The organism is Pseudomonas sp. NFIX10, assembly GCF_900111955.1.
Lineage (GTDB): Bacteria > Pseudomonadota > Gammaproteobacteria > Pseudomonadales > Pseudomonadaceae > Aquipseudomonas > Aquipseudomonas fluorescens_AA.
Map to the genome: position 1 here is coordinate 18,555 of NZ_FOKH01000016.1, position 13,213 is coordinate 31,767.

The following is a 13,213-nucleotide window of genomic DNA, read 5'->3' on the forward strand; positions in this document are numbered from 1 at the left end:
TCGATGATGGAATGGATGAACTGGACCGTCCCCACGGCGGTATTTTTCGGGGTTATCGCCTTGTTTCTGGTGGGCATGACGACCTGGGAATTGCGTTCGCCGAGCATCCCTCGGCGTGGTTTCCTGCCGATTGCCACCACCCGTGGCGATCGGTTGTTTATCGGTCTTCTCGGTAGCGCCTACCTGCACCTGCTGGTGATCGGCGCCACCGACTGGAGCATCTGGATAGCGTTCGCGTTGTCTTGGGTGTGGCTGTTGGCAGTGATGCGGTGGGGCTAGTCGCGAAGGTTCGCCGATCAGGCTCTTAAACCCAAACAGGAGGTCTCTATGTTCAATAAAAACAATAAGCTGCGACATAGCGTTTCATTGGCAGCCATGCTGGCACTCAGTGGGCTGAGTGCTGCGGCCTGGGCCGACGCCTATGAAGACGCCGCTAAAAAATGGATCGGCAGTGAATTCAAACCGTCGACCTTGACGGACGCCCAGCAGTTTGAAGAACTCAAATGGTTCATCAAGGCATCCGAGCCGTTTCGCGGTATGAAGATCAACGTGGTGTCGGAAACCCTCACCACTCACGAATACGAGTCCAAGGTACTGGCCAAGGCCTTCACCGAAATCACCGGGATCCAGTTGACCCACGACCTGCTGCAAGAAGGCGATGTGGTGGAGAAGATGCAGACGGTGATGCAGTCGGACAAGAACATCTATGATGGCTGGGTCAACGATTCGGACCTGATCGGTACGCACTTTCGCTACGGTAAGACCGAATCGATCACCGACCTGATGGCCAACGAAGGCAAGGCTTACACTTCGCCAACCCTGGACATCAAGGACTTCATCGGCATCTCCTTCACCACTGCGCCGGATGGCAAGATCTATCAACTGCCCGACCAGCAGTTCGCCAACCTGTACTGGTTCCGCGCCGACTGGTTCGAGCGTGCGGACTTGAAGGCCAAGTTCAAGGAAAAGTACGGCTACGAGCTGGGTGTCCCGGTGAACTGGTCGGCCTATGAAGACATCGCCAAGTTCTTCTCCGAAGACGTCAAGGAAATCGACGGCAAGCGCGTCTACGGGCACATGGACTACGGCAAGAAAGACCCGTCCCTGGGCTGGCGCTTCACCGATGCCTGGTTCTCCATGGCCGGTGGCGGCGACAAGGGCCTGCCCAACGGCTTGCCGGTGGACGAATGGGGCATTCGCGTCGAAGACTGCCATCCGGTCGGTTCCAGCGTGACCCGTGGCGGCGACACCAACGGTCCCGCAGCCGTGTTCGCCACTACCAAGTACGTGGACTGGTTGAAGAAATATGCGCCGCCGGAAGCGGCGGGCATGACCTTCTCCGAATCCGGACCGGTGCCGTCCCAAGGCAACATCGCCCAGCAGATCTTCTGGTACACCGCCTTCACTGCCGACATGACCAAACCGGGCCTGCCGGTGGTGAACGCCGATGGCACGCCGAAATGGCGCATGGCACCTTCGCCGCGCGGACCTTACTGGGAACAGGGCATGAAGCTGGGGTACCAGGACGTGGGTTCCTGGACGTTCATGAAGTCCACGCCTGAGAAACAGAAACTCGCGGCCTGGCTCTATGCGCAGTTCGTGACGTCCAAGACGGTGTCGCTGAAGAAAACCATCGTGGGCCTGACGCCGATTCGTGAATCGGACATCAACTCCCAGGCGATGACCGACCTGGCGCCGAAACTCGGTGGCCTGGTGGAGTTCTACCGCAGCCCGGCCCGTGTGCAATGGACCCCGACCGGGACCAACGTGCCGGACTACCCACGCCTGGCGCAATTGTGGTGGAGCCACATCGCCGAAGCTGCCAGCGGCGAGAAAACGCCGCAGCAGGCCCTCGACGGGTTGGCCAAGGACCAGGATGCGATCATGACCCGCCTGGAACGCTCCAAGGCCCAAGCCACCTGCGCACCTAAGATGAACCCTGAGCGCGATGCGCAATACTGGTTCGACCAACCGGGCGCACCGAAGCCGAAACTGGCGAACGAGAAGCCTAAGGGCGAAACCGTGAGCTACACCGAGCTGCTGAAATCATGGGAGGCGGCACGCAAGTAAAGCCCCGGATGTGAAAACGAACGGCACCGAAAGGTGCCGTTTTTTTTGGGGCCTGGGCTCACCGCAGCAGGCAGACCCGCCGCCATCGCGAGCAAGCTCGGCTCCCACAGGGTTTTGTAGTGAACGTAGATATTGCGTACACCCAAAATCCATTGTGGGCGCTGCTCCCACAGGATTTGGCGGTGTCCATGAATGCTGCATACACCACAGTTCCCCTGTGGGAGCGAGCTTGCTCGCGATGAGGCCGGCAAGACATCCACATAAACCGGCAGGCAAAAAAACGGCGCAACCGAGGTCGCGCCGGTGGTGGTGCCAGTGGCTGCACGAATAGTCGTGGGTCCGTGCCGCCACCGTTGAACCCGTGTCGGTTATGCCCGTTCCAGCGCCAGGGCCACGCCTTGGCCGCCGCCGATGCACAGGGTCGCGAGGCCTTTCTTGGCGTCGCGCTTGATCATTTCATGCAGCAGCGACACCAGGACCCGGCAACCCGACGCACCGATCGGGTGACCCAGGGCGATGGCGCCGCCATTGACGTTGACCTTGTCTATGTCCCATTTCAGTTCCCGGGCCACGGCCAGCGACTGGGCGGCGAAGGCTTCGTTGGCTTCGATCAGGTCCAGTTGCTCCAGCGACCAGCCGGCCTTGTCCAGGCAGCGACGGGTGGCCGAGACCGGGCCAATGCCCATGATGGCCGGGTCGACGCCGGCATTGGCGTAGGCAGTGATTTTCGCCAGCACCGGCAGGCCCAAGGCCTTGGCTTTTTCCGAGCTCATCAGGATCACGGCGGCGGCACCATCGTTGAGCGAGGACGCATTGCCCGCGGTGACGCTGCCGTCCTTCTTGAAGGCAGGCTTGAGCTTGCCCAGGGATTCGGCGGTGGTACCGGCGCGCGGTTGTTCATCCGTGGCGAACGCCACGGGATCGCCTTTGCGCTGGGGAATGAGGATCGGCGTGATCTCATCGGCAAACCGACCGCCCTCGATGGCGGCGACGGCCTTCTGCTGGGAAGCGGCGGCGAAGGCGTCCTGCTCCTCGCGGCTGATGCCGTACTTGTCCACCAGGTTCTCGGCGGTGATGCCCATGTGGTAATCGTTGAAGGCATCCCACAGGCCGTCGGTGATCATGCTGTCGATCATCTTCGCGTGACCCATGCGCAGGCCGGTGCGGGCGGCCGGCAGGACGTAGGGCGCCAGGCTCATGTTTTCCATGCCGCCGGCGATGATGACCTCGGCGTCGCCACAGCGGATCGCCTGGGCGCCCAGGTGCAACGCCTTGAGGCCCGAACCGCAGACCTTGTTCAGGGTCAGCGCTGGCACCGCATGGGGCAGGCCGGCGAGGATCGACGCCTGGCGCGCCGGGTTTTGCCCGGAACCTGCGGTCAGCACCTGGCCGAGAATCACTTCATCGACCTGTTCGCCGGACAAACCGGTCTGCTCCAGCAGACGACGAATCACCGCGGCACCGAGTTCCGGCGCGGGAATGGCAGCCAGCGAACCCTGGAAGCTGCCGATGGCGGTACGGGTAGCGGCGACAATCACGACTTCTTGCATCGAATCTCTCCTCACTGGGCAGCGAACTGCATTTCAGGCACGTGGTCCGGCACGATCAACTTGCCGGCGGTCTTGGCGACGATTTCCTCGACGCTGACGCCTGGTGCGCGTTCTTTCAGGATGAAGGCGCCGTCCTGGATTTCCAGGTAGGCCAGGTCGGTCAGCACGCGCTTGATGCAACCGGCGCCGGTCAGCGGCAGGCTGCAGCGCGGCAGCAGTTTCGACTCACCGTCCTTGGACGCGTGGGTCATGGTGACGATGATGTTCTCGGCGCCGGCCACCAGGTCCATCGCGCCGCCCATGCCCTTGACCAGCTTGCCGGGGATCATCCACGAGGCAATGTTGCCTTCGACATCCACCTCGAATGCGCCGAGCACGGTCAGGTCGATGTGGCCGCCGCGGATCATGGCAAACGATTCGGCGGAAGAGAAGATCGAGGCGCCGATGCGCGCGGTAACCGTCTGTTTGCCGGCGTTGATCATGTCGGCATCGACTTCGGCTTCGGTGGGAAACGCGCCCATGCCGAGCAGGCCGTTTTCCGACTGCAGCATGACTTCCATGCCTTCGGGAATGTAGTTGGCGACCAGGGTCGGGATACCGATGCCCAGGTTCACGTAGTAGCCGTCCTGCATTTCGCGGGCGACGCGTTGAGCCATTTGTTCGCGGGAAAGTGCCATGTTCTTATTCCTTCATTCGGGCCGGGGGCTGGGGATCACTTACGCACGGTGCGCTGTTCGATGCGTTTTTCGAACGTGCCGCAAATGACCCGGTCGACGTAGATGCCAGGGGTGTGGATCTGCGTCGGGTCCAGCTCGCCGGGTTCGACGATTTCTTCGACTTCCACCACGGTGATCTTGCCCGCCGTGGCGGCCAGCGGGTTGAAGTTCTGGGCGGTATGGCGATAGATCACATTGCCGAAATGGTCGGCCTTCCAGCCTTTGACGATGGCGAAGTCGCCGGTGATGGACTCTTCCATCAGGTACTGGCGGCCATGGAATTCACGCACTTCCTTGCCTTCGGCCACCGGCGTGCCGACGCCCGTGGCGGTGAAGAACGCTGGGATGCCGGCACCGCCGGCGCGCATTTTTTCGGCGAGGGTGCCTTGGGGGGTGAGCACGACTTCGATTTCGCCGCTCAGCAGTTGCTGCTCGAACAGGGCGTTCTCGCCTACGTAGGAGGCGATCACCTTGCGGATCTGCCGGTCTTCCAACAGCACGCCGAGGCCGAAACCGTCGACGCCGCAGTTGTTGGACACCACGGTGAGGTCGCGGATGCCCTTGCGCTTGATCTCGGCGATCAGGTTTTCCGGAATACCGCACAGGCCGAAGCCGCCGGCGATGACGGTCATGCCGTCCTTCAAGCCTTCCAGCGCTTGTTCATAAGAGCTCACGCGTTTGTCGAAACCTGCCATAGACACCTCTTTTATTCTTGATGGGGTCGCAATGAGATGCAGTGTTGCGCCAAGTCATATATTTGTTAAGTTGATTTTTAGATTGGATTGATTGATAAAACTCAACAATTGCCCTCGGAGCACAGCGACCATGACCCTCAAGCAAATCCGTGCCTTCCTCGCGGTGGCCCAGAGCCTGAGCTTCGCCGTGGCCTGCGAGCGGCTGCACCTGTCCCAATCGGCCTTGAGCCTGACCATCAAGGCCCTGGAAGAAGGCCTCGGCGGTCGTTTGTTCAGCCGTAATACCCGTAACGTGGCGTTGACCCCCGAAGGTGAATCCTTGCTGCCACTGGCTCGACGGCTGGTGGCCGACTGGGACAACGCCGAGGACGAGATGCGCCAGCGCTTCACCTTGCAGCGCGGTCGCGTGACGCTGGCGGCGATGCCTTCGTTTGCCGGCAACCTGCTACCGCCGATCCTCAAGACCTTCCGCGCCCGCTATCCGAATGTCAACGTCACGGTCAACGATGTGATCAACGAACAGGTGCTGGAAATGGTTCGTGATCGTCATGTCGAACTGGGCGTGGCGTTCGAGCCGACGCAGGGTTCGTCCCTGGCGTTCACGCCCTTGTACCTCGATCGCTTCGTCGCGGTGGTGCCGTTGGATTCAGCCTTTGCCCAGCGCGACGAAATCCACTGGGAAACCCTTCTGGAGCAGCCGTTCATCACGCTGCAACGACCTTCCACCGTACGGGTGATGCTGGAAGAGCATCTGCGAGCCCGGGGCATGAAACTGCCTGTGGAGTTCGAGAGCCACCAGTTGGCGACCGTCGGACGGATGGTCGCCAGTGGGCTGGGGGTCAGTGCCGTGCCGGCGCTGTGCGTCGGGCAGATGCATGAGCTGGGGGCCCGCTGCATCACCTTGAGCGATCCGGTGATCGAGCGAGCCATCGGCGTGCTGACCAAGCCGGGGCATGAATTGTCGGCGGCGGCGCAGGCGCTGTTCGATACGCTCAGGGATCAGGAGTTGGGCACGTTGACCGCAGGCCAACACTGACCCTGTGGGAGCGAGCTTGCTCGCGATGGCGCCGGATCAGCCAGTAATGATATTGACTGACTCACCGCCATCGCGAGCAAGCTCGCTCCCACAGGGGGTGGGGGGTGTGGTTAGAGCAGGTGTTGTGCCAGCAATGGCAGTAATTGCTCACACGGCTCTTCAAGCTTGAGGTCCAGCAGCTCATCGGCCCGGGTCTTGCCGCGGTTGATTGCCAGCAGCGGCTTGCCCTGGTCCTTGATGGCCCGGCACAGGCGAAACGCCGAATACGCCATCAGCGACGAACCCACCACCAGCAGGCCGTCCGCTTGCTCGACGGCTTGCATGGCGCGGGCCGCGGTGAGGGGGGCGACGTTCTCGCCGAAAAACACCACGTCGGGTTTCAACCGCTCGCCGCCGCAATGGGGGCAATGGGGCACTTGGAAGCGCGCCTCGAACGCGGGGTCGAGCAGGGTGTCGCCATCGGGGGCCTGCACCGCATCGACACCCGCCAGGTAAGGGTTTTCGGCTTCCATCAACCGTTGAATCTGCTGTCGCTCGCTGAGCTGGCCGCAATCCAGGCACCGCACGCGATGCAGGCTGCCGTGCAGTTCGATGACGTCCTGGCTGCCGGCCTGGTCATGCAGGGTGTCGACATTCTGGGTAATCAGGCCGGTGATGCGTTGCTGCGCCTGCAACTCGGCCAAGGCTTCGTGAGCCACGTTCGGCCTGGCCTGCCTGACCCGGGGCCAGCCCAGCATCGCCCTTGCCCAATAGCGCCGTCGTGCCTCGGGCTGGGCGAGGAACTCCTGGTACATCATCGGTTGTCGACCCCGACGGACTCCGTCGCTGTCGCGGTAATCGGGGATGCCCGACGGGGTACTGATGCCGGCGCCGGTGAGCACCAGGAAGCGGCGTCCGGCGGTGTACGCCAGTAACTGATCGATGGGTGCCTGGTGAAGATCTTCGGGCATGGGAGGTGTCTGCGCTGGTCTTGAGCCGTTGAGGTTAGCACTTGGATCGAGCCGACGCCTTTCGTCGCCCTGGGGGTTGGTTTGTTCAAACTTTCCCCAGTGCCGCGCTATCCACTTTTATGTGCGGTACTTCAGAACCGTCGCGCTGCGTTGCAGTGGCGACCACGGCTAAGGAGAAGGAAATGGCAACGCCTAAAGAGAACCTGCTGGACTGGCTCAACGATGCCCATGCCATGGAGCAGCAAGCGGAAAAAATGCTCAAGGCCCAGGCCGAACGCCTGGAACATTATCCGGTGCTCAAGGCCCGCATCGAGGAGCATTTGCAGGAGACCCTTGGACAACAAAAATTGGTCGAACAATGCATCCAGCGGCTGGGCGGCAGTACGTCGACGCTCAAGGACCTGGCCGGCAAGCTCATGGCCTTTGGTCAGGCGGTGGGCGGCATGACGATGAGCGATGAAGTGGTCAAGGGGGCCATGAGCGGCTATGTGTTCGAGAACCTTGAAATCGCCTCGTACACCGTATTGATCGAGGCGGCGAAAGTCGCCGGGGATGTGGAAACGCAACGGGCGTGCGAACAGATCCTGCCCCAGGAAATCGCCATGGCCGAGTGGTTGCGCGAGCACTTGCCGGAAATCACCCAGGCGTTTCTGGAGCGTTCGGCCAATCCGCACACCGAAGCCAAGCGCTGAGTACGGCCAAGTGTGGAAGAGCGACAGGCGAGCGTGCCGGTCGCTCCTTGAAGCTGCCGAGAGAGGAAACGTATGAAGCAGACCAAGGGTGAAGTACGGGCCATCAATCGACAGAGCGCAATGGTAGGGGTGTATGTGGCGCAGGAGGACGGCCATACCGTGCTCGAGCTGGGTTCGGCCAACGACATCGATATTGGCGACATCCTCGAGTGGAACAGCGGCACGGCCTTGGGCACGCAGTCCTATCACAACCTGACCAAAGGCTGGACTGCCGATGTGTATGTGGCCAACCACGGCGTTGCGGCGGCGAATCTCGAGGTTCAGCTGATGGTCGGCTCTTCCTGACGGCGTCTTCGACCCCTTATCTCGGGAGAAAGAGCATGAGCGAATTAAAGTGCGGTTGCCCCGATTGTCAGTGCGAGGTAGATCCGCAACGGGTTTTCAATCACGACGGTGAAGCTTACTGCAGCCAAGCCTGCGCCGAACAACACCCCAACGGGGAGCCGTGTCCGGCGCCAGACTGCCATTGCGAACGCAGTGGCAAGGTGGGTGAGCGGGGCGTCACCAGTAAGCAGCTGGATGATGCGCTGGAGGAAACGTTTCCGGCCAGTGATCCGATTTCACCTTGATCGATCTCTTATCCGGGTGCCGGCGACAGGGCATCCGGACGCCGCAAGCCGGTCAGTGCGGTGGTGCAGGAAAACACCGGCAGCCCGCGAGTTTTGGCTTCCTGGAACGGCGCGAGGCCAGGGTGACGAGACCGGTGCAATGGGGTGCCGGCGCCGCCCGACCTTTGGCGGACAGCGTGGAAAGACACGCACTGCTTTCAATTGAATGTAATAAGTAATTGCTAAGGTGTTTAAGATAATTTATGGCTCGCCGCTTAATTGATAGCGAGTTGTAATGTTCAGGCGTTGAATGGATTTGAATTGTCTGGTTCTGACCGTTCGTCGCCGCTCGCTGAATTTCTTTCAAACCTTGGCGAAGTCCAATTCTCATAGTAAATACGGGCCAGCGAGGCTCGTTAAACACTAACTAACGAGGTGAATGAAATGGCTAATACAGGAAATAACAATCCTGGCAATTTCGCTAACGATCGTGAGAAGGCATCGGAAGCCGGGAAAAAAGGCGGACAGGCGTCCGGCGGCAATTTTGCCAACGACCCTGGGCGCGCATCCGAGGCTGGGCGTAAGGGCGGACAGGCATCGGGCGGCAACTTTGCCAACGACCCTGGACGCGCTGCAGAGGCCGGCCGCAAAGGCGGGCAGGCATCGGGCGGTAATTTCGCCAACGATCCTGAGCGCGCCTCGGAAGCGGGCCGCAAAGGTGGCCAGGCTTCGGGCGGCAATTTTGCCAATGACCGGGAAAAGGCCTCCGAAGCCGGTAGGAAGGGCGGCGAAAACAGCCGTGGCGGCGGTCGTGACTCGTAATGCCCGCTGACCAGACAGGCCCCGTGCCCATGGCATGGGGCCCCATGGGCGGCAATAATTGAATGCGGATATAAAGTTTCGCCTGGCTTTACAATCTTTCCCTTTTTATTCGAGATGAGATGTTCGGTATTGTCTTTGTCATTACCGTTCGTCTCATTTATCGAATAAAAAATAAATCACGTTCCCTTAACTTTTTCTGATGCCTTGTGGGCCCTGTTATTGCTGGCAGTGTCTCCATGGTTTATGTCTGATCGAGGGCTTTGATCATGTTTTTACATAATAAAAGACTGCAATACACCGTGCGTGTCGCCGAACCCAATCCCGGGCTCGCCAACTTGCTGCTTGAACAGTTCGGTGGTGCCCAGGGTGAGCTGGCGGCGGCGTCGCGCTACTTCACCCAGGCCTTGTCCGAGGACGATCCAGGCCGTAAGGATTTGCTGATGGACATTGCCACCGAGGAACTCAGCCATCTGGAAGTCATCGGTTCGATCATCGTGATGCTGAACAAAGGTGCCAAGGGCAAGATGGCCGAGGGCGTGGAAAAGGAGGGCCAGTTGTACCGGGACATCAACGGTGCCGGCAATGATTCCCACATCACCAGCCTCCTGTATGGCGCCGGCTCGCCATTGACCAACTCCGCCGGTGTGCCCTGGACCGCCGCCTATGTGGACACCATCGGCGAGCCGACAGCGGACATGCGTTCCAATATCGCGGCCGAGGCGCGGGCGAAAATCGTCTATGAGCGCTTGATGAATGTCACTGACGATCCCGGTGTGAAGGAAGCGCTGGGCTTTTTGATGACCCGCGAAATCGCCCACCAGCTGTCGTTCGAAAAAGCCCTGCACTCGATCCAGCCCAATTTCCCCCAAGGCAAATTGCCGGGCATGCCGGAGTTCACCAACGTGTACTTCAATATGTCCCAGGGCGAACCTACTGTGCGCGGCCCATGGAATCAGGGCGACGATTGGGCGTTCGTCGAAAATCCAGCGCCGGCGGTGGATGGCGGCGATGGCCTGGCCAGCGTCCAGCTCAGTGAAAAAGACGAAGCGCTGCTGATGGACATGAAGGCACGGACGATGTCCAACCCGGAAAGCAACCCCACTACGGGTGCCGACTTGGGTTCGGGGATGCAAGGTGACAAACTGTAAACAACGGCGAGGGGGGTAACTCCCTCGCCTGAACTTTCCGTCAGATTGTTCCCGCCATGCAACGATCAGACTAGCCATGCCCGCAGAGCATTAAGGACCTACGATGGACCAGCCCACTTCCCGGATCCGATCCCCCTGGCGTACCTGGCTGGGTCCTGTGCAAAACAACCTGCTGCTCGGGGTGAGTTTCTGGCTTGGGCTGGCAGTGATCACCGCGTTGTTGCTCTACAGCGGCTACAACGCCTTGGTCGGTGCTGATCGGCACAATCTGGGCTACGCGGTCCTGGGCGGAACGTCCGGTTTCGCCGCCACGGCCTTGGGCGCATTGATGGCGGTGGTGCTGCGGGATATCTCGTCACGCACCCAGGACATCATGCTGGGTTTCGCCGCCGGTATGATGCTCGCCGCCAGCTCTTTCTCGCTGATCCTGCCGGGCATCGAAGCCGCGCAGGTGATTTGTGGCAATCAGTTGCTGGCCGCGTTTGTCGTAGTGGTCGGCCTGGGCTTGGGTGTGGCCCTGATGATCGGCCTCGACCGTTTCGTGCCCCACGAACACGAGTTGAGTGGGCGGCGCGGTCCTGAGGTCGAGCGCATTAACCGTGTGTGGCTGTTCGTGCTCGCCATCACCTTGCACAACCTGCCGGAAGGCATGGCCATCGGCGTCAGTTTTGCCGACGGCGATTTCAAGGTCGGCTTGCCCCTGACCACCGCAATTGCCATCCAGGACATCCCCGAAGGCCTGGCCATTGCCATGGCGCTGCGGGTGACGGGCATCAGCACCTTGCGTGCTGCGCTGATTGCGGTGGGCTCCGGGCTGATGGAACCGTTGGGATCGGTGATTGGCCTGGGTATGTCGTCGGGTGTCGCCGTCGCGTACCCCATCAGCCTCGGGTTGGCGGCGGGGGCGATGATCTTCGTGGTGTCCCACGAAGTGATTCCCGAGACCCACCGCAACGGCCATGAAACGCCGGCGACGCTGGGCCTGATGATGGGGTTTGCGGTGATGATGTTTCTCGACACGGCGCTCGGTTGAACGCCGCTCGACTGTCTCGATACCCTTCGTCCACGCTTCGAAAAATTTCTTGAACATCTGAAATTTTCCTCGAGTCAGTGTTGATGACAGGTGAAGCGGCGTAGGCCGGCTTCACCTCATCTACCCTTTGAGGCCCGCCCAGTGCGGTGCCTTTTCTTGACCGGAGGATGATTGAAATGGCCAGGAAAACAGTGACCGACCTGTTCATTCACGAACTGTCCGATATCTACAGCGCCGAGAAGCAGATCACCCGCGCATTGCCCCGCATGGCCAGGGCCGCGACCAACCCTTTGCTGGCGCAAGCCTTCAACGATCACCTTGAAGAAACCCAGGGTCAGATCGAGCGTATCGACACCCTCATCGAAGTGGCCGGCATCAAGCTCAAGCGCATGAAGTGCGTGGCCATGGAAGGTTTGGTGGAAGAGTCCAAGGAACTGCTCGAGGAAATCGAGAAGGGGGCAGTGCTCGATGCCGGGTTGATCGGTGCGGCGCAAAAAGTCGAGCATTACGAGATCGCCAGTTACGGGACTCTGATTGCCATGGCCAAGCACTTGAACCTGGGCGATGAAGTGGTCGGGTTGTTGCTGGCAACGCTCAAGGAAGAAAAAGCCACCGACGAGAAACTTTCCAAGATCGCTGAGCAAGGCGGTAACCAGGCCGCGACGATGGACTCTTGACGACCTATCGGGGGGCTGGCGCAGGATCGACAATGCCTGCGCCAAGCGCCTGTCGACTCTGACAGTAGCCAAAGCCCCGATGCCGGTATCTCATGGCTCCATTGTCTGCGTTCTCCCCGCAGGCACGCAGGTTTCGCTGCTCGCCACCTATACTCAATCCCGTGGATGACATGAATCCGGGGTGGCGCGATCGTGCTGCGTTCGCTGATGTTGGCCGTTGTGCTCGTTCTGGCGGGGTGCGCCACGCCTCAGCGCGGTCAACAGGCCACCCCGGTGGCGATTTCCCAGGACACTTGGCGACAGGTGGACCAGCAGCTCATCGCAGCCTCGAAAAGCGCCGTCGAACAGGCAGCACTCTACGCCCGTGGGTCGATGGAGCATTGGCGCACGTTGGTCTATGAGCGTACCGAGGTTGAATTCATCCCCTGGTTCAGCAGCTATTGGACCCAGGAGTGGCTGGCGGTGAAGGTCAGTTGGTACGCCGCCAGCGCCGAGGGCAAGACGGATTCCTCGGCCAGGCGCCTGGCGGTTTACCTGCAGGAACAATATCGCGAGCAGGTGCTGGAACCGGTGGCGGTGGAAGTCGATCCCGAGGCGATCAGGGCCAACGCCATAGGCTACTACCTGCGCCAACTCGATCAGCAGGTCCAGGTCATCGCTCTGCGGCATCGCATCCCGAACGAACTGATGAACCGACGCCTGCATGGCATCCCGGCCATTCGCCTCGGCCCGCCAGCGGCGCGTGACGCTTCGTTGTACGAGATGGTCCACACCGAACCGTTGAACACCCTGCCGGCCTATGCGGCCCTGATCGATCACGTGAACAAGGCTGCAACCACAGGGGCCGGACCCTCGGAGGCGGTGATCGCCACGGTGGCGCAACGCACCAGCGAAAAAATCGAGGCCCAGTTCGCCACGCGTGGGGCAACCGGTGCGGCGGCGGCCGTGGCCGGGAAGGCGGCGGGGGCGTTGATCTCAGTGGGCGTGGCGGGCATCCGCGCGATCATCCACGAGGGCGAGCGGCCGGAAATGGAGGCGCAGATCCGCAAAAGCCTGAGCGCTGCGTTCGACGAAGCGTGGTTCAAGTCACTCAAGCATCCCCTCAGCGGGGTGATGGCACCGGTGTACTATCTGGACGAGGAAATAGAAGGCAACCTGGTGGAGGCGGACCTGGCCAATCGAGCGGTGGCACTGCCGGACATCAAGCCGTGACGGG

The 13,213-nt window shown here is 60.9% G+C and carries 15 protein-coding genes; 11 read left to right on the plus strand and 4 right to left on the minus strand.

The genetic code is table 11. The features are described 5' to 3' along the window. Positions 1-6 precede the first annotated feature (6 nt). Together BM321_RS16035 and BM321_RS16040 are read left to right on the plus strand one after the other, a co-directional pair. Entirely contained in the window at positions 7-279 is a 273-nt protein-coding gene (locus BM321_RS16035; protein ID WP_024776455.1) for a DUF2160 domain-containing protein, read from the plus strand. Positions 280-327: 48 nt separating this feature from the next. Then, on the plus strand, positions 328-2,070 hold the full coding sequence (locus BM321_RS16040; RefSeq protein WP_092443227.1) for an ABC transporter substrate-binding protein: 1,743 nt from the start codon (positions 328-330) through the stop codon (positions 2,068-2,070). Between the two features lie 368 nt (positions 2,071-2,438). Here the strand turns inward: BM321_RS16040 and BM321_RS16045 are convergent, their stop codons facing one another. The 3 genes from BM321_RS16045 to BM321_RS16055 are packed head-to-tail and all read right to left on the minus strand — an operon-like array spanning position 2,439 to position 5,031. Continuing rightward, on the minus strand, positions 2,439-3,620 hold the full coding sequence (locus BM321_RS16045) for an acetyl-CoA C-acetyltransferase (RefSeq protein ID WP_092443229.1): 1,182 nt from the start codon (positions 3,618-3,620) through the stop codon (positions 2,439-2,441). An 11-nt stretch (positions 3,621-3,631) separates the two neighbouring features. Next, positions 3,632-4,297, minus strand: coding sequence for a CoA transferase subunit B (locus tag BM321_RS16050; RefSeq protein WP_003180355.1), 666 nt, complete (start codon positions 4,295-4,297; stop codon positions 3,632-3,634). A 35-nt stretch (positions 4,298-4,332) separates the two neighbouring features. Next, positions 4,333-5,031, minus strand: coding sequence for a CoA transferase subunit A (locus BM321_RS16055; protein WP_060741476.1), 699 nt, complete (start codon positions 5,029-5,031; stop codon positions 4,333-4,335). A gap of 130 nt (positions 5,032-5,161) precedes the next feature. Between BM321_RS16055 and BM321_RS16060 the strand changes: the two genes are divergently transcribed. Next, on the plus strand, positions 5,162-6,067 hold the full coding sequence (locus BM321_RS16060; protein WP_092443231.1) for a LysR family transcriptional regulator: 906 nt from the start codon (positions 5,162-5,164) through the stop codon (positions 6,065-6,067). A 110-nt stretch (positions 6,068-6,177) separates the two neighbouring features. Here the strand turns inward: BM321_RS16060 and BM321_RS16065 are convergent, their stop codons facing one another. Then, positions 6,178-7,017 (minus strand): NAD-dependent protein deacetylase, encoded by an 840-nt coding sequence (locus BM321_RS16065; protein ID WP_092443232.1) that lies wholly within the window; start codon positions 7,015-7,017, stop codon positions 6,178-6,180. 182 nt (positions 7,018-7,199) lie between these two features. Here BM321_RS16065 and BM321_RS16070 point away from each other — a divergent pair, with 182 nt between their 5' ends. From BM321_RS16070 to BM321_RS16105, 8 genes are all read left to right on the plus strand, one after another. Next, positions 7,200-7,709: a ferritin-like domain-containing protein gene (locus BM321_RS16070; RefSeq protein ID WP_092443234.1), complete on the plus strand. Its 510-nt coding sequence runs from the start codon at positions 7,200-7,202 to the stop codon at positions 7,707-7,709. Between the two features lie 72 nt (positions 7,710-7,781). Further along, complete coding sequence (locus tag BM321_RS16075; protein ID WP_092443236.1) at positions 7,782-8,054, plus strand: hypothetical protein; 273 nt, start codon at positions 7,782-7,784, stop codon at positions 8,052-8,054. A gap of 35 nt (positions 8,055-8,089) precedes the next feature. After that, the gene (locus tag BM321_RS16080) at positions 8,090-8,338 is read left to right on the plus strand and encodes a metallothionein (RefSeq protein WP_092443238.1); all 249 of its coding nucleotides are present in this window, start codon (positions 8,090-8,092) and stop codon (positions 8,336-8,338) included. A 423-nt stretch (positions 8,339-8,761) separates the two neighbouring features. Further along, on the plus strand, positions 8,762-9,139 hold the full coding sequence (locus BM321_RS16085) for a con-10 family general stress protein (protein WP_092203736.1): 378 nt from the start codon (positions 8,762-8,764) through the stop codon (positions 9,137-9,139). Between the two features lie 266 nt (positions 9,140-9,405). Next, positions 9,406-10,287, plus strand: coding sequence for a manganese catalase family protein (locus BM321_RS16090; RefSeq protein ID WP_092443240.1), 882 nt, complete (start codon positions 9,406-9,408; stop codon positions 10,285-10,287). 103 nt (positions 10,288-10,390) lie between these two features. After that, the gene (locus tag BM321_RS16095) at positions 10,391-11,320 is read left to right on the plus strand and encodes a ZIP family metal transporter (protein ID WP_072406953.1); all 930 of its coding nucleotides are present in this window, start codon (positions 10,391-10,393) and stop codon (positions 11,318-11,320) included. Between the two features lie 176 nt (positions 11,321-11,496). Continuing rightward, positions 11,497-11,997: a YciE/YciF ferroxidase family protein gene (locus tag BM321_RS16100; RefSeq protein ID WP_072407072.1), complete on the plus strand. Its 501-nt coding sequence runs from the start codon at positions 11,497-11,499 to the stop codon at positions 11,995-11,997. A gap of 192 nt (positions 11,998-12,189) precedes the next feature. Beyond that, complete coding sequence (locus tag BM321_RS16105; RefSeq protein ID WP_092443242.1) at positions 12,190-13,209, plus strand: hypothetical protein; 1,020 nt, start codon at positions 12,190-12,192, stop codon at positions 13,207-13,209. Positions 13,210-13,213: the final 4 nt, after the last annotated feature.